19 protein-coding genes and 2 other annotated features are annotated in these 18,418 nt (G+C 39.8%); of the genes, 4 read left to right on the forward strand and 15 right to left on the reverse strand.

What is annotated here, in order from left to right; all coding sequences use genetic code 11:
* Entirely contained in the window at positions 1-264 is a 264-nt protein-coding gene (gene zapA / locus H9648_RS00755; RefSeq protein ID WP_144698705.1) for a cell division protein ZapA, read from the reverse strand.
* Positions 265-420: 156 nt separating this feature from the next.
* Between zapA and rnhC the strand changes: the two genes are divergently transcribed.
* Complete coding sequence (gene rnhC, locus H9648_RS00760; RefSeq protein WP_191751902.1) at positions 421-1,365, forward strand: ribonuclease HIII; 945 nt, start codon at positions 421-423, stop codon at positions 1,363-1,365.
* A gap of 198 nt (positions 1,366-1,563) precedes the next feature.
* Here rnhC and pheT read toward each other — a convergent pair whose 3' ends face one another.
* The 3 genes from pheT to H9648_RS00775 form a co-directional block, all read right to left on the reverse strand.
* Entirely contained in the window at positions 1,564-3,987 is a 2,424-nt protein-coding gene (pheT, locus tag H9648_RS00765; protein ID WP_191751903.1) for a phenylalanine--tRNA ligase subunit beta, read from the reverse strand.
* Positions 3,988-4,005: 18 nt separating this feature from the next.
* Positions 4,006-5,040 (reverse strand): phenylalanine--tRNA ligase subunit alpha, encoded by a 1,035-nt coding sequence (gene pheS / locus H9648_RS00770; RefSeq protein WP_191751904.1) that lies wholly within the window; start codon positions 5,038-5,040, stop codon positions 4,006-4,008.
* 41 nt (positions 5,041-5,081) lie between these two features.
* Positions 5,082-5,303: a binding site (T-box leader), on the reverse strand.
* A 66-nt stretch (positions 5,304-5,369) separates the two neighbouring features.
* The gene (locus H9648_RS00775) at positions 5,370-6,137 is read right to left on the reverse strand and encodes a TrmH family RNA methyltransferase (RefSeq protein WP_191751905.1); all 768 of its coding nucleotides are present in this window, start codon (positions 6,135-6,137) and stop codon (positions 5,370-5,372) included.
* A gap of 105 nt (positions 6,138-6,242) precedes the next feature.
* On the opposite strand from H9648_RS00775, the gene sspI reads away from it, so the two are divergent.
* A complete protein-coding gene (gene sspI, locus H9648_RS00780; protein WP_066396708.1) occupies positions 6,243-6,449 on the forward strand; it encodes a small acid-soluble spore protein SspI in 207 nt (68 codons plus the stop codon).
* Between the two features lie 51 nt (positions 6,450-6,500).
* On the opposite strand, the gene H9648_RS00785 is transcribed toward sspI, so the two are convergent.
* Both H9648_RS00785 and H9648_RS00790 read right to left on the reverse strand, forming a co-directional pair.
* Positions 6,501-6,995, reverse strand: a complete 495-nt coding sequence (locus H9648_RS00785; RefSeq protein ID WP_191751906.1) for a dUTP diphosphatase — start codon at positions 6,993-6,995, stop codon at positions 6,501-6,503.
* 211 nt (positions 6,996-7,206) lie between these two features.
* Positions 7,207-7,809 carry a TVP38/TMEM64 family protein gene (locus H9648_RS00790; RefSeq protein ID WP_318243469.1) on the reverse strand — a complete coding sequence of 201 codons (603 nt, stop codon included), beginning with the start codon at positions 7,807-7,809 and terminating at the stop codon, positions 7,207-7,209.
* 147 nt (positions 7,810-7,956) lie between these two features.
* On the opposite strand from H9648_RS00790, the gene H9648_RS00795 reads away from it, so the two are divergent.
* Both H9648_RS00795 and H9648_RS00800 read left to right on the forward strand, forming a co-directional pair.
* The gene (locus H9648_RS00795; protein WP_191751908.1) at positions 7,957-9,297 is read left to right on the forward strand and encodes a cytochrome ubiquinol oxidase subunit I; all 1,341 of its coding nucleotides are present in this window, start codon (positions 7,957-7,959) and stop codon (positions 9,295-9,297) included.
* A 16-nt stretch (positions 9,298-9,313) separates the two neighbouring features.
* Entirely contained in the window at positions 9,314-10,339 is a 1,026-nt protein-coding gene (locus H9648_RS00800) for a cytochrome d ubiquinol oxidase subunit II (protein ID WP_191751909.1), read from the forward strand.
* A 3-nt stretch (positions 10,340-10,342) separates the two neighbouring features.
* On the opposite strand, the gene H9648_RS00805 is transcribed toward H9648_RS00800, so the two are convergent.
* From H9648_RS00805 to mqnC, 9 genes are all read right to left on the reverse strand, one after another.
* Positions 10,343-10,594 carry a DUF1294 domain-containing protein gene (locus tag H9648_RS00805; RefSeq protein WP_269148762.1) on the reverse strand — a complete coding sequence of 84 codons (252 nt, stop codon included), beginning with the start codon at positions 10,592-10,594 and terminating at the stop codon, positions 10,343-10,345.
* A gap of 73 nt (positions 10,595-10,667) precedes the next feature.
* The gene (rplT, locus tag H9648_RS00810) at positions 10,668-11,027 is read right to left on the reverse strand and encodes a 50S ribosomal protein L20 (protein WP_191751910.1); all 360 of its coding nucleotides are present in this window, start codon (positions 11,025-11,027) and stop codon (positions 10,668-10,670) included.
* 38 nt (positions 11,028-11,065) lie between these two features.
* On the reverse strand, positions 11,066-11,269 hold the full coding sequence (gene rpmI, locus H9648_RS00815; RefSeq protein WP_188401633.1) for a 50S ribosomal protein L35: 204 nt from the start codon (positions 11,267-11,269) through the stop codon (positions 11,066-11,068).
* Positions 11,270-11,293: 24 nt separating this feature from the next.
* Positions 11,294-11,797, reverse strand: a complete 504-nt coding sequence (gene infC / locus H9648_RS00820) for a translation initiation factor IF-3 (RefSeq protein ID WP_191751911.1) — start codon at positions 11,795-11,797, stop codon at positions 11,294-11,296.
* A 543-nt stretch (positions 11,798-12,340) separates the two neighbouring features.
* Positions 12,341-14,251: a threonine--tRNA ligase gene (gene thrS / locus H9648_RS00825; RefSeq protein WP_191751912.1), complete on the reverse strand. Its 1,911-nt coding sequence runs from the start codon at positions 14,249-14,251 to the stop codon at positions 12,341-12,343.
* Positions 14,252-14,314: 63 nt separating this feature from the next.
* Positions 14,315-14,543: a binding site (T-box leader), on the reverse strand.
* A 64-nt stretch (positions 14,544-14,607) separates the two neighbouring features.
* Positions 14,608-15,477 carry a sporulation protein YtxC gene (ytxC, locus tag H9648_RS00830; protein WP_191751913.1) on the reverse strand — a complete coding sequence of 290 codons (870 nt, stop codon included), beginning with the start codon at positions 15,475-15,477 and terminating at the stop codon, positions 14,608-14,610.
* Positions 15,478-15,581: 104 nt separating this feature from the next.
* Positions 15,582-16,235, reverse strand: coding sequence for an amino acid ABC transporter permease (locus tag H9648_RS00835; protein ID WP_191751914.1), 654 nt, complete (start codon positions 16,233-16,235; stop codon positions 15,582-15,584).
* A gap of 18 nt (positions 16,236-16,253) precedes the next feature.
* Entirely contained in the window at positions 16,254-17,039 is a 786-nt protein-coding gene (locus H9648_RS00840; RefSeq protein WP_191752645.1) for a basic amino acid ABC transporter substrate-binding protein, read from the reverse strand.
* A 260-nt stretch (positions 17,040-17,299) separates the two neighbouring features.
* Positions 17,300-18,406 (reverse strand): cyclic dehypoxanthinyl futalosine synthase, encoded by a 1,107-nt coding sequence (gene mqnC / locus H9648_RS00845; protein WP_191751915.1) that lies wholly within the window; start codon positions 18,404-18,406, stop codon positions 17,300-17,302.
* Positions 18,407-18,418 lie beyond the last annotated feature (12 nt).

Raw genomic sequence — 18,418 nt, forward strand, 5'->3', positions numbered from 1 at the left:
CTAACTTTCCTCTTTTCCAATTCGCTGTTGCAATTTTTTCAGCTCTTCTTTAATCTTTAAATATTCGTTCATTGTATTTACTGCTGTAAGTACAGCTAGTTGTTTCGTGTCGAGAAACCGGTTATGAGATTGAATCTCTCTCATTTTCAAGTCTACTTTATCAGCTACTAAATGAATGTGGCTGGAGGATTCGGTCCCTGCAATTACATATCGTTGTCCATAGATTTCGACCGTCGTACGGTTTTTCTTTTTCTCTTCCGCCACAAAATAACCTCCTTAACATACAAAGGATCATTCATTTAATGAATACTCTAATCTTTATCTTATCAAATATCGTTCATAGTTGAAAATATTTCTGTTCTATTGTAGCGTTTTTTTGATATATTTGGAAATCTCTTCATTTTTAGGAGGATTAATATCATGTCTCACGTTGTTAAAAAAATGACAAATGCAGAAATACTTGAAATGAAAAAAGAACTCACTTCCGTTCTATCAGCTAAAACCCCACCTGGCGCAGTTTTTTCAGCCAAGCTCTCAGATTGCACCGTTACAGCATACCAGTCGGGAAAAGTCCTTTTCCAAGGTAAGGGAGCTGAAGCTGCTTCTCAAAAATACTCAGGTGAAGTTTCCGTCCCAAAAGCGAAAAGCAAGACGGTGAAACCGCCTCATCAGTATGCCCCACCACAGAACGCTGCAGAATTATCGATGATCGGAAGTGACGAAGTTGGAACAGGAGATTATTTTGGACCGATGACTGTTGCTGCGGCATACGTTTCTAGGGGAAATCTAGAACTTGTAAAAGAACTAGGAGTGAAAGATTCCAAGCACTTAAATGACAAACAGATCATTCAAATCGCAAAAGAATTAATCCATACCGTTCCATACTCACTTCTTGTACTGAATAATGAGAAGTATAATGAACTTCAGCAAAAAGGTATGACGCAAGGTAAGATTAAGGCGATCCTTCATAACCGAGCTCTGCAAAATGTAAAAGCAAAAATTGAAGGTGAAGAGATCGAAGGTATATTAGTCGACCAGTTCTGTGAACCTGGTGTTTACTTTAACTACTTAACAAGAGAGAAGAACCTTTTAAAAGAAGGGCTTTATTTTGCTACAAAAGGTGAATCGATCCACCTAGCTGTTGCTGCTGCTTCCATCTTGGCGAGATATAGCTTCTTAAAAGAAATGGATAAGTTAGGGCACCGCTTCAATACCGTTATTCCAAAAGGTGCAGGCCCCCACGTTGATGTGAAGGCAGCTGAGCTCGTTGAAAAATATGGAGAAACTGTATTTGATACAGCAACAAAGAAGCATTTTGCAAATACGCAAAAAGCCTTGAAGCTGTTAAGCAAAAAACGAAGTTAGTAGGAGTAGCTGATATTAATAGGCTGTTTTCGTAAACTTTGTTGCTTTTGGAAGTGTTGATTTCCGTTCCAGGTTGCTCGCTTTCCACTCCAATCAAGTGTCAAAGAAGTAAATAAAAAAGTTTTAAAAGCAACAATTTTTTAGAAAACAGATTATAAAAAACCGGTTCATCCATGGATGAACCGGTTTTTGTGTAAATTATTTTCTTAGCTGTGCGCCAAAGCGCTCTTCTAAGCTCTTTAATACGCGGTTATGCGCCGTTACAACTTCTTCATCTGTTAACGTTCGTTCTGGATCAAAATATTTCAGTGAGAAGGCGAGTGATTTCTTGCCTTCTTCCATCTTTTCTCCTTCATACAGATCAAAAAGATTTACTTCTTTTAACAGCTCTCCACCTGCAGCTTGAATCACAGTTGTTAGGTCTCCTGCTGGAAGTTCTTGATCAACAACAAGAGCAATATCTCGTGTAATCGAAGGATAACGAGGCAATGTTTGATAGACCATCTGATCCGTTTCCTTCTCTAAAAGACTAGTTGCGTTCAACTCGAACACATACGTATCTTTTACATCCAACTCTTTTTGAAGAGCCGGGTGAAGCTGACCAACAAATCCTACAGAAATTCCATCAAGTTTCACGATCGCTGTTCTTCCTGGATGCATGTTCTCAATTTCTCCAGCTTCATATGTGATGCGTTCAGAAAGGTTCAGTTCACCCATGAGACCTTCAAGAATCCCTTTTAACACATAAAAATCAACAGTCTTTCTTTCCCCTTGCCAAAGATGCTCGTTAAATACACCTGTAACAGCTCCTGAAACGAACACATACTCTTCTGGAAGGTCCGTCAATACCTCCTGTCGATTGATGAAGACTGAGCCCATCTCATAGATAGCAAGGTCTTCCATCGAACGATTTCTATTGTATTGAAGCACTTCTAGAAGCTGCGGCAACAAACTCATTCTTAACGTACTGCGTTCTTCACTCATCGGATGTGCAACTGAGATCGGATATACCTTCTCATCGCTAAATGAAAAATGAGTAGACTTTGCAGGAGTAGTCAATGCGTATGTTACAGCTTGATATAGTCCAGCTCCTTCTAGATACGTTCTGATATTACGGCGTTGTGCCTGATTCATCGTTAGACCACCGGGACGCGCTTCTGATAAAAGGTACGTAGTTGGGATACGGTCATATCCATAGATACGTCCTACTTCTTCAATCAAATCTGCTTCGATCGTTATGTCCGGTCTGCGTGAAGGAACGTTTACTTCGAACTGTCCGTCAGACTCTTTATAACCAAAACCTAAACGCTTAAAGATAGATGCAGTTTGTTCAGATGTGATCTCTGTTCCTAAAAGATTATTCATTCTAGATACATCCATCTTGACGCTGTATGTGTTGACTTCTCGCTTACCAGCCTCAACGATTCCTTCAGCAACTTTGCCTCCAGCAAGCTCGGCCATAAGGCTAGCCGCTCTCATTGCTGCTGCATAAACACGGTTACGGTCTATGCCTTTTTCGTATCTCGAACTTGCTTCACTGCGTAAGCCTAGATCTTTTGAAGCTGCTCTTACACGACCTGAAGTAAAATACGCTGCCTCTAATAGTACGTTTGTTGTGTCAGATTGGACTTCACTCGTAGCTCCACCCATAACACCAGCTACTGCAATCGGATCTTTTCCGTTTGTGATCACTAAGTGAGTTTCTTTAAGCTTACGATCTTGATCGTCAAGCGTTTGAATGTGTTCACCTTCTGTTGCACGACGGATCACGATCTCTTTTGAACCTAAGCGGTTATAGTCAAAGGCATGTAAGGGCTGACCGTACTCAAGAAGCACATAGTTTGTGATATCAACGATGTTATTGATCGGACGAATACCCGAAGCCATCAGGCGATTCTGCATCCAAAGCGGAGAAGGACCAATTTTAACATCACGGATGACCATCGCTCCGTAATAGGGATTATCTTCAAGCGATTCGATCTGAACCGAGATAAGATCTTCTGCTTTTTCTTGTGTTGTTTTGATCGATGTGTTTGGAAGTCTTACTTCTTGTTCTAAAATCGCAGCTACTTCATTCGCTACACCGATCACGTTCAGACAATCAGCTCGGTTTGGTGTAAGTCCAAGTTCTAATACATGGTCATTCAGATTTAAGTATTCTAAAGCATCACTTCCAGGCTCTGCATCACTTGGCATCACAAAGATTCCTGTTGCATATTCTTTTGGAACTAATTTTGTATCTACACCTAACTCTGTAAGCGAACAAATCATTCCGTGAGATTCTTCACCGCGAAGTTTTGCTTTTTTTATTTTAAAGTTACCTGGAAGAACCGCTCCAGGTACAGCAACAGCCACTTTTTGGCCCTGAGCTACGTTTGGTGCACCGCACACGATCTGTGAGACTTCACCTTGACCTACATCTACTTTACAAACTCTAAGCTTGTCAGCGTTAGGATGCTGGATGCATTCTTCCACATATCCAACAACTACTCCACTGATTCCTTTATTTAGTGACTCGACCATCTCGACTTCAATGCCGCTTTTTGTAATCTTATCTGCGAGTTCAGATGGTGAGATTTCTACGTTTACATATTCTTTTAGCCAGTTATAAGAGATTAGCATATAATTCCCCTCCTCAAGTTATGCATTTTTGAATTGTTTTAAAAACCGGATATCGTTCGCATAGAAATGACGAATATCATCAATTCCATATTTGAGCATCGCGATACGCTCTGGCCCCATACCAAATGCAAAACCTGTGTATTTCTTTGAATCGAATCCAGCCATCTCAAGTACGTTCGGATGAACCATACCTGCTCCTAAGATCTCGATCCAACCTGTTTGCTTACAGATCGAACAGCCTTTTCCGCTACACTTAAAGCAAGAGATATCCATTTCGACAGATGGTTCTGTAAAAGGGAAGAAACTTGGTCGAAGACGAATTTTACGATCTTCACCGAACATTTTTTTAGCGAACGTTTCAAGCACACCTTTTAAGTCACTTAAACGAACGTTTTGGTCCACAACTAGTCCTTCGATCTGCATGAACTGATGAGAGTGTGTTGCATCATCGTTATCTCTTCGGTAAACCTTACCTGGAGAAATGATCTTCACAGGTCCTTCTCCTTCATGCTTTTCCATCGTACGTGCTTGAACAGGTGATGTTTGTGTACGAAGAAGGATATCTTCTGTAATGAAGAATGAGTCCTGCATATCTCGAGCAGGGTGTCCCTTCGGCAAGTTTAGCGCTTCGAAATTGTAATAGTCTGTTTCTACTTCTGGTCCTTCAGCGATCGTGAAGCCCATGCTCAAGAAAAGATCTTCAATCTCGGTAACAACAGCTGTTAGCGGATGCGGATTTCCTTTCTTTACAGGTCTTCCTGGTAATGAAACATCGATCGTTTCTTTGGATAGTTTTTCTGCGATCGCTGCATTCTCAAGCTCACTTTGTTTTTTATCTAGTTCTTGTTGGATGCTGTCACGAACTTCGTTTGCATAAGCACCAATTACAGGTCTTTCTTCAGCAGACAGTTTCCCCATCCCTTTTAATACTTCAGTAATGGGTCCTTTCTTTCCTAAATAAGCTACCTTAACAGCTTGCAGATCTTTTAGATCATGAGCTTCTTTAATCTGGCCGATCGCTTCAACTTTTAGAGCTTCTAAACGGTCTTTCACCGTGCAACCCCTCCTTAAAAATATAAAAAACTCCTCATCCAATAAGGGACGAGGAGTTCGCGGTACCACCCAATTTAACAATGAAAAATACACTGTTCACTTCATTTTAATAACGGCTTTTCACCGGTCAGCCCTACTAATCAGTTCAGGTGACAACTCAGGAGTGAATTCAATAATACCTACCAAAGAAATGCTCACAGTCCAAGACATTTCCTCCCTTTTTGGCGGAATCATTACCTACTCTTCTCCATCTTCGTTTTTAATACTATTCCATTCATCTTTTTTATTATATATGAAAAAATTCATTAATTGCAACGCTATGTCATAAATTACGTTCGATTTCGCTGTAATTCATACAAAAGGATACCCGTTGCTACAGAAACGTTTAGGGACTCCGCATTTCCGAAGATCGGAATTTTCACATTCAACGTTGATTGTTGTTGAAGAATCTCCTGCACACCAGCGCCTTCATTGCCCATGATCAAAGCAAATCCATCTACTTCAGGCGTTTCTCGCATATCCACAGAATTTTGAAGTGAAGTAGATAATACTGGCAGATCATGCTCCTTACAGCGCTCAATAATGTCTAACAAGTTCGCTTTAACAATCGGCAGATGAAATAAAGATCCTTGCGTTGATCGAACGGTTTTACCATTGTAAAGATCCGCTGTACCCTCACCTAAAAATACGCCATCAAGGCCAGCACTATCAGCTGTTCGAATGATCGTACCAAGATTTCCTGGGTCTTGAACGCCATCGATTAGGAGATAACGTCCACCTTTTTTGATAAGTTCTTCAGATTGATCCATCATCTCGCAAACAGCAATGATACCTTGTGGTTTCTCAGTTTCAGACAGCTGTTTCATCAATTTAGCCGGAACAGACCAAAGCGTAAATTCTTCCTTTAACCACGCTTCATTGATCTCAAAATTTTCCTCAACGATCACATGTTGAAGTTTTGCTCCAGACGTGATTGCTTCTTCTATAAGATGAGGACCTTCAAGTAAGAATGTCCCAGATTTTTCTCGTTCTTTTTTTGTATGAAGTTTTTTCCATTGCTTCAAGGAAGTGTTGGACTCTGATTCAATGTGCTTCATATTCAATTGTTCTCCTTTAAATCATAAATATTTTACTTTTTTCTCATAAAACATACTCAAAACGTACACAATAAAAAAAGAAAAAATTAATAGAGGTGCATATCCATGAATCTAGACTTAAGAAAAGCTGTATTGCATAACGTTACTGGCAACAATAAAGAGCAGTTACAAGATACGATCGTAGATGCTATCGAAAGTGGAGAAGAAAAAATGCTTCCTGGTCTTGGCGTTCTTTTCGAAGTGATCTGGAAAAACTCAGATCAGCAAAAGAAGGAAGAAATCTTAAACACACTTTCAGACGGCTTGAAGTAAAACCCGGGTTTCCGGGTTTTTTTTTCGTTAGAGCATAAGGTTGTTATCCTATTAATAGCCCGTATCTTGACGTTTATGATTCACTGCATTCTTTTCAAAATAAGCAGCTTCGATCTCTTCAAAAGTAAAGCCTAGTTTTACACCAAGTCCTAAAAATTCGTCAAAAAACGTTTGAAACTCATCGTTTGATAAGGATCTAGAACCGTTTTGATAAAGAGTTAGAAATAAAGAATTTATATCTATCTTGTCCATTTTCTCGCTAAGATCAACCTCATCTGTCATCTTAACCTCATTAAATCCCAAATCTAAACCAATCGATAAGACAAAATGTAGCCCGTCTACATATTCTTCTAAGATTACTTCTTTTTCAGACGCTGGACGTTTACTCCAATATTTAAAGCATCTTGTCTCATTGGCCAGCTCCCCAAGCTCAACAAGAAATGCTAATCTTCTCTGTTCAAATAATGATGAGTTATCAAGATTATGTTCTTTTACAATGCGCATGTTCAATTCGCTCTGCATAGAAAAGAGTTCTTTAATTTTCATGTCCATCCCTGCCTTTCATACCTAAGCTATTATAACGTTTTCTAGTCCTACATTCGAGGATGAATTTTTATAATGAAAACCAAGTAAAATTATGTCGCAAATTGCAAACTCGCCGCTATATTGCAAAAACTCGCCGGATTATCTATCAAATTTAAAGAATTAACATCTTCTATGCGGCTTAGTTCTGTACCTAACATAAAAAAAGCACACCTTATGCAGGCATGCGCTGTTTTTGCTGCTCTTCTTTCTCTTCCTCAAAGAACTCACTCCATTTGATCACCCATTCTTTTCTTCTCAATAAGTAAAACAATACAGACAAGACAATAATAATAGCTGCAGAAGTAACGAGCGATAGAGACAGCAACACCGAACCGAACGAAGAATAAAAAATAGCGATCGGAACGTTTGATATGATACTAGCCTTTGTATACTCTTTAAAATTTGATGAAATCTCGATCAAGCATAGACTCAGCAGATGAAAATGCATGAAGGGAATCATTTTTAAAATGGCAATCTGACCTACCGAAAACGGCATACGTTTTCCAATCCACTTTTTTTGCAGCTTTTTTACTTTTTTCATCAGTTTCGGCATACTTTTCATTCCCCAGTAGAAAAGAACACTCGAGAGCGTGATTCCGATGACTGAATAGAACGCGCCTGCAACTGCTCCAAACAAGATGCCTCCTGTAAGACAGATCAAGCCCACCGGAAGAAAAAAGAACTGTCGAAACGCTTGAAGAAGAATGAACAATAAAGGGGCAAAGATTCCACTAAACTTGAGCACCTCGATGAACACACCACTATTGTCTAACACGCACTCATCCCCCCTTAAGTCAGCATATGACAGAAGACGAGCTCTGTATGACAGAATGTTCGTATGCATAAACACTACTTCTTTTTGACACCTTAAATATAGATTGTTTGCTTACATAGTTCTTAGTTTCTTAGGAGGAGTCCGATCATGGATACAGTTGTACTTGCGAGAGCGTTCTTTGGTACATCACTAGGTTTTCATATAATATTTGCAACACTTGGTGTGGGTCTTCCTTTGATGATCGTTATCGCCGAAATCATACATCAAGTGAAAGGTGACAATGATTATGCCATCATGGCTAAGCGCTGGACAAAGGCGTTTGCTGTTTTGTTAGGGGTGGCTATCCCATCAGGGACGATCGTCGGCGTACAATTATCTTTATTGTGGCCAGGATTTATGGAAATCGTAGGAAAGGTTATCTCCCTTCCCTTTCAGATTGAGATTTTCGCTTTCTTTTTAGAAGCCTTGTTCATGTCTATTTACGTGTATGCGGCTGACAGGTTACCGAGATATTTCCGTTTGATCTCTGTATTCTTTGTAGCACTTGGTGCTGTTGCGTCCGCCATCTTAATTTCAGCCGTTAATACGTGGATGAATACACCGGATGGATTTAAGATCAAACCAGATGGGACGATCTATGATGTCTCCCCTTGGGATGCTTTCTTCAATCCTAGCTTTCTATCCTCTTCCTTTCACGTTGCCATAACCGCTTATATGACCGGCGCTTTTGCCGTTGCTTCTGTAGCAGCGTTTAAACTTTTAAAGAAGCGACCTGAACGCGAACGAGCTTATCATTTAAAAGGGTTGTTCATGTCTCTTACCGTCGCTCTTTTGATGAGCTTTGTCTCTGCGGTTTCTGGGCATCATTCCGCCCAGATTCTGCACCAGCATTCTCCTGAAAAACTAGCAGCTGCAGAAGGGCTGTTTGAGACTCAAAGGTATGCACCACTTGCTATAGGAGGTTATACAGATCCAAAGACCGAGGAAGTGAAATACGGAATCGAAATCCCTTGGGCACTTAGCTGGCTTGCTGCTGGAAAGTTCGATACTGAAGTAAAAGGACTGTACGAGTTTCCTCGAGAAACATGGCCACCTTTTTATGTACACACACTCTTTAACTTAATGGTAGGGATTGGAACACTTTTATTAGGACTTGCAGCAGTTGCTTTAGCATACTGGTGGTTCTTCGTAAAAAGAAAAGGAAAACAGTTTCCAAAGTGGCTGTTATGGTCTCTTGTTTTATCCGGACCACTTTCTATGCTCGGCATTGAGTTCGGCTGGGTATTTAGCTGTAGCGGAAGACAACCATGGACCATCTATCGCGTTCAGACGACGGCCGAGGCTGCAACTAAGAATGAAGATCTTGGCGTGCTCTTCCTGTTATTTTTAGGCTTATATGCGCTACTCAGCGTGTTAACCGTTTTGATTTTAACAGCTTATTTCAAACGAAACCCTGTTTCAAAAGATATGGAAAAACTTCAGAGTTAGAAAGGAGGAATGAAGGATGAGCGAAGAAGTTTTAGCGATTCTGATGATGTGGACCTTTATCTTTATCTATAGTATTTTCGGTTCGATCGATTTTGGTTCTGGATTTTGGGCGATGATCTATAACAATCATAAGACGATGGCTGGAAGAATCGCGAATCGTTTCTTGTCTCCCACTTGGGAAATTACAAACACGTTCTTAGTACTTTTAGTGGTTGCGTTCGTTGGTTTCTTTCCAAAAGGTGCATACACTCTCGGAACGGTCATGCTCGTTCCAGTTTCTTTAATTCTCTTCTTACTTGCTATCCGAAGTGCATTCATGGTGTTCTCGTATTCAGTTCAAGGATATCGCAGAACGATGTTTATCATCTCAGGCATCTCTGGCCTACTTATTCCATCCCTGTTGATTGCCGTGCTTCCTATCTCACAAGGTGGATTTATCGCGGTTGATGGAGATACACAGAGCTTATTGCTCTCAAAGCTGCTCACAAGTCCAACACTCTATTTGTACGTGCTATTCGGCCTTACATCTGAGTTGTATCTTTCGTCGCTGTTTTTAGCGGATTACGCAAGAGTCTCTAAAAAAGAGGATGCATATAGGTTATATCGAAGCAATGCGATTCTGTTAGGACCACTGACGCTACTCGCTGCGCTATTCACATTACTATTCATAACACCAGAATCGCGCTGGCTCATCGATAATCTAATGGATCAAAAAATTTGGTTTATTCTTTCATTGGTCGCCTTTCTTATTGCATACTTTTCTCTATGGTGGCCAAAACAAAACCGCCCAGGAATTGGACGGCCGCGTCTTACACTATTAGCAACTGTTTTACAATATGGTCTTGCAAGCGTAGGTTATGGATTAGCTCATCTGCCTTACATCGTATATCCTGATTTAACAATCTATGAGGCGTTTACTGCACCAGAAACATTTTATTCTTTAATGATTATGTATATCGTAGGTCTTGCCATCTTGGCACCAGGTTTCTATATTTTCTGGAGGTTGTTCTTAAAAGACAAACGATATCTTCAACAAGAATAGTTTTTATATAAACCAGCCTGCTAAAACCGTTATAAACATACTTAAAAGAGGCAGCCCGTAACGAAATGAAGGATGCTTAGTCTTATGACGTAACTTTTTCATAGCTAGCCACATACCCGGTGCTCCACCAATAATAGCGATCAGCCAAAGCCTCGCTTCAGGTGTACGCCATTCGCCCTTTTTAGCAGATAACTTGTCTCTTTTCATAACATAATAAGCGGCTACGTTTAAAATGATTAGATAAATGATTAACACCTTGTTGTTTCCCTTCAGAATGAAAAAAGATCATCTCCATCAAATGAGGAAATGATCTTTTCTTTTTTTCTACTTAAGCTTTTAGGCTGTCTTTAGCTTTTGAAGCTAATTCAGTGAAAGCTTTTTCGTCTGTGATAGCAATTTCAGAAAGCATCTTACGGTTGATGTCGATACCCGCAAGTTTAAGACCGTGCATTAAACGGCTGTAAGAAAGACCGTTTGTACGAGCAGCAGCATTGATACGAGTGATCCAAAGCTTACGGAAGTCACGCTTCTTTTGACGACGGTCACGGTAAGCGTACATAAGGGATTTGAATACTTGTTGTTGTGCTACTTTAAATAATTTATGTTTGGAACCGAAATAGCCTTTAGCTAGTTTAAGAACTTTTTTACGACGACGACGTGTTACATAGCCACCTTTTACTCTTGGCATATTAAAAACCTCCTATTTTTAAATCGATTAATAAACGATTAACGTTTTTTGTAAGTTAACAATGTACGGATACGCTTGTAGTCACCGCTGTGAACAAGTTTCGCTTTACGAAGCTTACGCTTAGCTTTAGTAGACTTGTTAGCAAATAAGTGACTAGTAAAAGCGCGAGCACGCTTTAATTTACCTGATCCAGTTTTTCTAAAGCGCTTCGCAGCACCTTTATGAGTTTTCATTTTAGGCATAATGGTTATCCTCCCTGGTAAAAATTATTTTTCGGCTTTAGGCGCAAGGATAAGGAACATGCTACGACCTTCCATTTTCGGTTTTGTTTCAACCGTAGAAAGATCTTCACATTCTTTCGCTAACTTCTCCAATACCGTTTTTCCGATTTGAGAATGAGTGATTGCACGTCCACGGAAACGAATGCTTGCCTTTACTTTGTCACCTTTTTCAAGGAACTTACGGGCATTTTTAAGCTTTGTATTAAAATCGTTTTCCTCAATTGTTGGACTTAGACGAATCTCTTTAGTCGTAATGACCTTTTGATTTTTTCGTGCTTCACGATCTTTACGTTGTTGCTCGTATTTAAACTTACCGTAGTCCATGATACGACATACTGGCGGTTTAGCAGTTGCAGCAACGAGTACAAGGTCAAGATTTGCGTTTACAGCAAGGTCTAAAGCTTCCTGTCTAGTTTTAATGCCAAGCTGGCTTCCATCAGGTCCGATTAAGCGAACCTCACGAGCACGAATACCTTCATTGACAGACATGTCCTTACTAATAGTAAGTCACCTCCAAATTTTTTCAGTGAGCGTTTTAAAACACTCGACTTGTTATTTCTGCAAATAAAAAAAGCGTCGGCGCAACGATCACCCACACATAGTAAACCGGCTATGTACACTTTGACATGCCTGAATATCCATCTACCCATCAACAGCCTTTCTTGGCGTCGAGTCAGGTGAGAAGCGGGTGCTTCTGCTTGTTTGATGCTTTTGCTTATTTTATTAACCTTACATACTATAACACATTGGAGATATGCGTGTCAATCAACGAATGTAATAACAGCAACGAAATTAATTTTACTTCGTTTACGAAAGGATTGCAAGAGTTTTTTTATTTGCCTTTTCGGTTTTGGAGTTTTACTGTCCACTCTTGAGTAATTACTGTCTACTTTTTTAGATTTACTGTCCACTTTTGAGTACATACTGTCCACTTTCAGTAATTTACTGTCCACATTGAGCATTTTACTGTCCACTTTTCATTTTCCTATAAAAAAGACGGCCAATTCAACATTGGCCGCTCTCTCAATAACCTTATCTCTTCTCGTTAATTTGAGCTAAAATCTTATCGCGGAAATCTTCATAAGAAACAGTCTCTGATTTTTGCTCACCATATTTGCGAACATTAACAGCATTGTCTTCGATCTCTTTATCACCTAGAACAAGCATGTAAGGAATCTTCTTCATCTGTGCTTCACGGATCTTGTAGCCCATCTTTTCATTTCTTGTATCAATCTCAACACGTACTGCATGCTGCTTCAAATCTTCTTGGAGCTTATACGCGTATTCATTATGAACATCTGATACTGGAATTAGTTTCACTTGTACTGGCGCTAACCAAGTTGGGAACGCTCCCGCAAAGTGCTCAACCAAAATTCCTAAGAAACGGTCGATCGAACCATAGATCGCACGGTGAATAACAACTGGACGAACCTTTTGGTTGTTCTCATCTACATACGTTAGATCGAACTTTTCTGGCATCTGGAAGTCCAGCTGAATCGTTGCACACTGATGACTTCTCTTAAGAGCATCTTTAATATGGAAGTCGATCTTCGGACCGTAGAATGCTCCATCTCCCTCATTCAGGTGATAATCCATTCCTAGATCTTCTAGAACGTTTTTCAATGCGCCCTCAGCTTGTTCCCATAAACGATCATCTCCCATAGAATCTTCTGGACGAGTTGAAAGTTCTACCGAATATTCGAATCCAAACGTGCTGTAGATTTTATCCACTAACTTAAATACGTTCTTGATCTCACTTTCGATCTGCTGTGGCGTTACAAAGATATGTGCATCATCTTGGCAGAACGTACGAACACGAATCATACCGTTTAGTGCACCACTATATTCGTGACGATGTACTTGACCGAACTCAGCCATACGTACCGGAAGATCTCTATAAGAATGTAGTTTGTTCTTAAAGATCAGCATGTGGCCTGGGCAGTTCATCGGCTTCATCGCAAATTTTGTATCATCTACTTCAGAGAAATACATGTTTTCATGATAATGATCCCAGTGACCCGATTGTTCCCATAGACGCTGATTCATCATAAACGGAGTACGCACTTCGTCATAATCCACTTGACGTTGAAGTTCGCGAGAGAAGTTCTCAAGCTCTGTACGGATTGTCTGACCGTTAGGAAGATAGAAAGGCATTCCTGGTGCTTCTTCTGAGAACATAAATAACTCTAATTCTTTTCCGAGTTTACGGTGATCTCGTTTTTGAGCTTCCTCAATAAAGTGAAGATACTCATCTAGGTCTTTTTGGCTTAAGAACGCAGAACCATATATACGTTGAAGCATTTGGTTGTCGCTGTCTCCACGCCAGTATGCACCAGAGATACTCATTAATTTATAAGCTTTGATTTTCCCAGTCGAAGGAATGTGAGGCCCACGGCAAAGGTCAAAGAATTCACCTTGCTCATAGATCGTGATCTTTTCACCTTCAGGAAGGTCTCGGATCAACTCAAGCTTTAAGTGATCGTTCAATTTTTCGTAAATCTCAAGGGCTTCTTGTCGACTAACTTCTTTGCGTACGATCGGAAGGTTTTCGTTTACGATCTTCTTCATTTCTTTTTCGATCGCAGGCAGATCTTCTGGTGTTAAGTTATGAGACATGTCTACATCGTAATAGAATCCGTTATCGATAACTGGTCCAATCCCAAGTTTCACGTCTGGGTAAAGACGCTTAAGAGCTTGAGCAAGTAAATGAGCATTTGAGTGTCTTGTCATTTCAAGACCCTCTTTAGAATCCTGCATTACGATCTCAATCGATGCATCTTCTTCGATAGGACGTGAAAAATCATATAATTGTCCGTTTACTTTCCCTGCAACTGCTTTTTTCTTTAAACTCGGGCTGATACTCTCTGCTACTTGTTCAGAAGTAACGCCTTTAGGAAATTCCTTGACTGAACCGTCAGGGAACTTGATTGAAATTGACGACATATAAAACATCTCCTTTTTTACTAGGTTCTTATCTGATTGAAAACAAAAAACACCCGTCCCTATAGAAGGGACGAGTGATTATCTCGTGGTTCCACCCTTGTTCCGACAACTTTAAACAAGCCAATCGGCACTCGGACAGTGTAACGGACTGCGACCGTCAGCGATTACTAAAGTTTTCACCGCTGAAGTTCCAAGGTGGTAAAGCACTTTTCCGTGTTAGGAAGCTTTCAGCCAAGACTTCCCTCTCTATGAACCGTAAAAACATGCTTCGTGTCCTTATCAATACAGATTGAATGATAAAATTATACACCTATTATATGCAGTCGTTTTTCAAAAAGCAAGAGGACTCTGTAAGTTTATGACTTTTTTTTACGGTAAGACCAATGTTCTCTGTAGGACATCCTATCAATTGGTGTGATCGTAACTTTTTCTTGAAAGATGTTTTTCACCGTTTGAAGCAATGGATGATCAATATCATAAGCATAGATCCTAGCGGAATTTGGTGAGATTCCAACTAATGGACCTAAAAGTCTTTCGTCTAAATTCGTTACATTCGTTAGACGCAGTGCCTTTTCATGGAACATCATCAGTTCAGTGTGTGTTAACTGTTTTTGATGTTCATCAAAAAGAAGTATTTGCTCTTGTTCAAAAACAATGACGATATCTGCTGAAATAAACGATCTCTGTTTCGTTATGCATGTCCTTAACTGCTCTACGAACATTTGGTATTCAAGTTCTAACTTGTATTCATCAATAGCACATTCAACTATCTTCAGCAAGGTCGCTAAATACTCTTTCAACCTAAACTTTATAAAGGATTCAAATTCTAAGAAATCTGTTTTAGCATCAATAATAGATTCCCATTGCTTTCGGATCAGTTCATTTAAGCTTGGCAGGTGTTTAACATCAGGTATTCCTTCGATCTCTCCAAGAATGATGCTTTTCGTGATAGATAAGATCTCTTTTTGCTCTGCTAAATCGCTGTAACAAAATGCTTGTTCGATCATTTCCTTCAAACAAATATCCTCTACTTTGTTTCGAGTAAATTCCGTTAACACATCCAATATGAACGTTTTTCTCTCCTGTATGTGCAGTTCAAGAATTTTTGAAGAAGCTTCAGATAATTTGGCAAAGGAAGGGTTTATTTTATGCTCAGCTGCCATACGAATCATTTTCTTCAAAACAGCTATACCATCTGCTGGGTGTGAAAAAGCAATCGCGACCAAATAAGTCCCCCCCATATAAAATCCTCAATAATACACTATATGGGACGAGGTCCTAAAACATGTTACTTACAAAAGAAAAAACAACCCTGTGGGTAGGGTTGTTCTTAATAAACAAATTTACGCTCAATTCTAGATAAGATAAACGCCATGCCAAGCGTTAAGATTAAGTACATTAGAGCGGCTGTCATGTATGGCTCCCACGGTCGGTAGTATTGACCCATCATCGCTCTCGCGTAATACATCAATTCTGGGGTAGCAATAATGGAAACTAAGGATGAATCCTTAATAAGCACAATGAACTCATTGCCTAGCGGCGGGATCATCCTTCTAGACGCTTGTGGAAGAATGACATGTTTCATAGCTTGTACATGATTCATGCCTAGAGAACGCGCTGCTTCCATCTGCCCTTTATCGATCGATTGAATCCCTGCTCTAAATATCTCAGCGATATAAGCAGCAGCATTAAGCGAAAGAGCTAGAACGCTTGAAATGAAAACGTTTGGCGGCTTCATGAACAATGGCATGAGCGCTGAATGGATTAAAAGGATCTGAACCAACAACGGCGTGCCGCGGAAAAAGCTGATATACCACATGCACGGAAGATGAACAAATGGGTTCTTCACCATTTTGCCAAGTCCGATGAATAATCCAAATATTGTACCGAATAGAATCGCCAAAAAAGATAACTGTACCGTTACCCATGTTCCTTTTAGAAACAGGGGCATATAATCACTGATAATCTGTAAAGAGTATTCCATGAAGACCTCCTGAGAATGTTATTGTTTCAGCACATCTACATTTGGTTCTTCACCAAACCATTTTTTATAGATCTCAGCATATTTTCCATCATCGATAATTTTCTTCATCGCTTTGTTAATCTCTTCTTGATGTTCACCATCTTTAGGGAAGATAATTCCGTAAAATTCGCTCTCGAAATTTTCTTTATCGCTGATTGTTACGAGTTTTTTATCAGGATTATTCTTTTCATATTCTTGTACTACAGCGTTATCTGCAACTACAGCTTCTACTTCACCATTTAATAGAGCTTGTATCGCTAATACATTGTTTTCGTACTTCTTTATGTTTTCACTTTTGCCAAACATTTTTTCGAGTGCTGCTTGTCCGGTAGTTCCGTTCTGAACGCTTACCTTCATTCCCTCTAAGTCCTTTGCACTTTTAATCGATGTTCCTTGTTTAGCTAAAATCATGTTAATCGATTCAAAGTATGGTGAAGAAAAGTCATAACTTTTCTTACGATCGTCATTTATCGTAATAGCAGAGATACCTGCATCAACTTCTTCATTCTGAAGAGCGATAAACAAAGGATCCCATCCTTTATTTGTTAATTCATAATCTAATCCCGCTTCCTTCATCACGGCATCAAGCAGATCTACGTCGAATCCTACAATTTTTTCACCGTCTAAGGATTCAAAGGGGGCATATGCTGCATCAGTACCAACCGTCAGCTTTTCACCGGACCCAGAACCAGAATCAGCACTTCCGCATGCTACAAGAAACGCAGCAGATAAACCTATTAATCCCATTTTAAATTTTCGTTTCATTTCCATTCTAATATTTCCCCCTTTATTCTAAATATTCTTATATTATACACAAAATTTTTAATATAAGGAAAATTACGATAATTTTTTTAATACGAAAGTCACTCATTAAAACATTTGGATATAAAACAAAAGACCCCGTCTTGGAGTCATTTGGGTCATCTATATTCTGCAGGTACCAAACGGACAACCTTAAAATCTGAAAACATCCATACAAGCGCATCAAAAAAGCACTCGACATAAATATGCCAAGTGCTTCACTGTTAGTTTTGCATCACAAAATCTTTTTCAGCTTTTTCTTCATCCTCAAATACACGAAGTGTTTCGTATTTTGTATTTCTTTGTGCTGGTATCTTACCTGCTTCACGAATCAGTCGCAACGTTAAGTTCGTATTTACCTTGTGAGTGGTTCCAGCTGCTGAAACAACGTTCTCTTCCATCATCGTGCTGCCAAAATCGTTGCAGCCATAGTGAAGAGATTTTTTACCAACCTCAGGTCCCATCGTAACCCAAGAAGATTGGAAGTTAGGTATGTTATCTAAGAAGATACGAGAGATCGCAACATTCTTTAAATATTCTCTCGGAGTTGTCTTTTCAGCCTTCATGTTCGTGTTATCCGGTTGGAACGTCCAAGAGATGAAAGCTAAGAAACAATCTGTCTCGTCTTGTGCATCACGAACACGCTGTAGATGAAGTGCGCGTTCTTCGAATGTTTCACCAAATCCAATAACCATCGTAGCAGTAGAATGCAGTCCAACTTTTTTAGCTGTTTTCATGCAATCGATCCACTCTGTCCACGAGCCTTTAAGTCTACTGATTTTCTTACGGGTGCGGTCATCTAAAATTTCTGCTCCGCCTCCCGGAAGAGAATCAAGCCCGGCTGCTTTCAGTTCCCGGAGCACTTCCTCTAGAGATAGACCAGACACTTCAACCATCTTCCAAATTTCTGCTGGAGAAAATGAATGCATCGTGATATCAAAGCGCTTTTTGATCTCTCTTAATAAGTCCGTATAGTAGTTGAATGGCAAGTTAGGATTTGTTCCACCTTGCATAAGAATTTCTGTACCACCTACATCAACTGTCTCTTGTATCTTTTGGAAGATTACTTCATCATCCAACACATAACCTTCGCTGCTTCCTGGCGCTCTATAGAACGCGCAGAATCTGCAATATGTATCACAAAAATTTGTATAGTTTACGTTACGGCCAATTACAAAAGTGGTAATCGGTTCAGGATGCCACCTTTTCATAATAATATCCGCAACTTCTCCCATGCGTTCTACTTCATCACTCTCATAAAGTTTAACGGCATCTTCTACCGATAAACGTTCGCCATCTAAAGCTTTTTGTAAAATAGATTCTATACTCATCGGTAACCTCCG

This window comes from Fictibacillus norfolkensis (genome assembly GCF_014836645.1).
Classification (GTDB): domain Bacteria; phylum Bacillota; class Bacilli; order Bacillales; family Fictibacillaceae; genus Fictibacillus; species Fictibacillus norfolkensis.

What these genes read in the sequence shown, in the direction of transcription:
- rnhC (WP_191751902.1), top strand. Translation starts at nt 421, where the DNA reads ATGTCTCACGTTGTTAAAAAAATGACAAATGCAGAAATACTTGAAATG.
- pheT (WP_191751903.1), bottom strand. Translation starts at nt 3,987, where the DNA reads ATGCTAATCTCTTATAACTGGCTAAAAGAATATGTAAACGTAGAAATC.
- H9648_RS00775 (WP_191751905.1), bottom strand. Translation starts at nt 6,137, where the DNA reads ATGAAGCACATTGAATCAGAGTCCAACACTTCCTTGAAGCAATGGAAA.
- sspI (WP_066396708.1), top strand. Translation starts at nt 6,243, where the DNA reads ATGAATCTAGACTTAAGAAAAGCTGTATTGCATAACGTTACTGGCAAC.
- H9648_RS00785 (WP_191751906.1), bottom strand. Translation starts at nt 6,995, where the DNA reads ATGAAAATTAAAGAACTCTTTTCTATGCAGAGCGAATTGAACATGCGC.
- H9648_RS00795 (WP_191751908.1), top strand. Translation starts at nt 7,957, where the DNA reads ATGGATACAGTTGTACTTGCGAGAGCGTTCTTTGGTACATCACTAGGT.
- H9648_RS00800 (WP_191751909.1), top strand. Translation starts at nt 9,314, where the DNA reads ATGAGCGAAGAAGTTTTAGCGATTCTGATGATGTGGACCTTTATCTTT.
- rplT (WP_191751910.1), bottom strand. Translation starts at nt 11,027, where the DNA reads ATGCCAAGAGTAAAAGGTGGCTATGTAACACGTCGTCGTCGTAAAAAA.
- rpmI (WP_188401633.1), bottom strand. Translation starts at nt 11,269, where the DNA reads ATGCCTAAAATGAAAACTCATAAAGGTGCTGCGAAGCGCTTTAGAAAA.
- infC (WP_191751911.1), bottom strand. Translation starts at nt 11,797, where the DNA reads ATGTCTGTCAATGAAGGTATTCGTGCTCGTGAGGTTCGCTTAATCGGA.
- thrS (WP_191751912.1), bottom strand. Translation starts at nt 14,251, where the DNA reads ATGTCGTCAATTTCAATCAAGTTCCCTGACGGTTCAGTCAAGGAATTT.
- H9648_RS00835 (WP_191751914.1), bottom strand. Translation starts at nt 16,235, where the DNA reads ATGGAATACTCTTTACAGATTATCAGTGATTATATGCCCCTGTTTCTA.
- H9648_RS00840 (WP_191752645.1), bottom strand. Translation starts at nt 17,039, where the DNA reads ATGAAACGAAAATTTAAAATGGGATTAATAGGTTTATCTGCTGCGTTT.
- mqnC (WP_191751915.1), bottom strand. Translation starts at nt 18,406, where the DNA reads ATGAGTATAGAATCTATTTTACAAAAAGCTTTAGATGGCGAACGTTTA.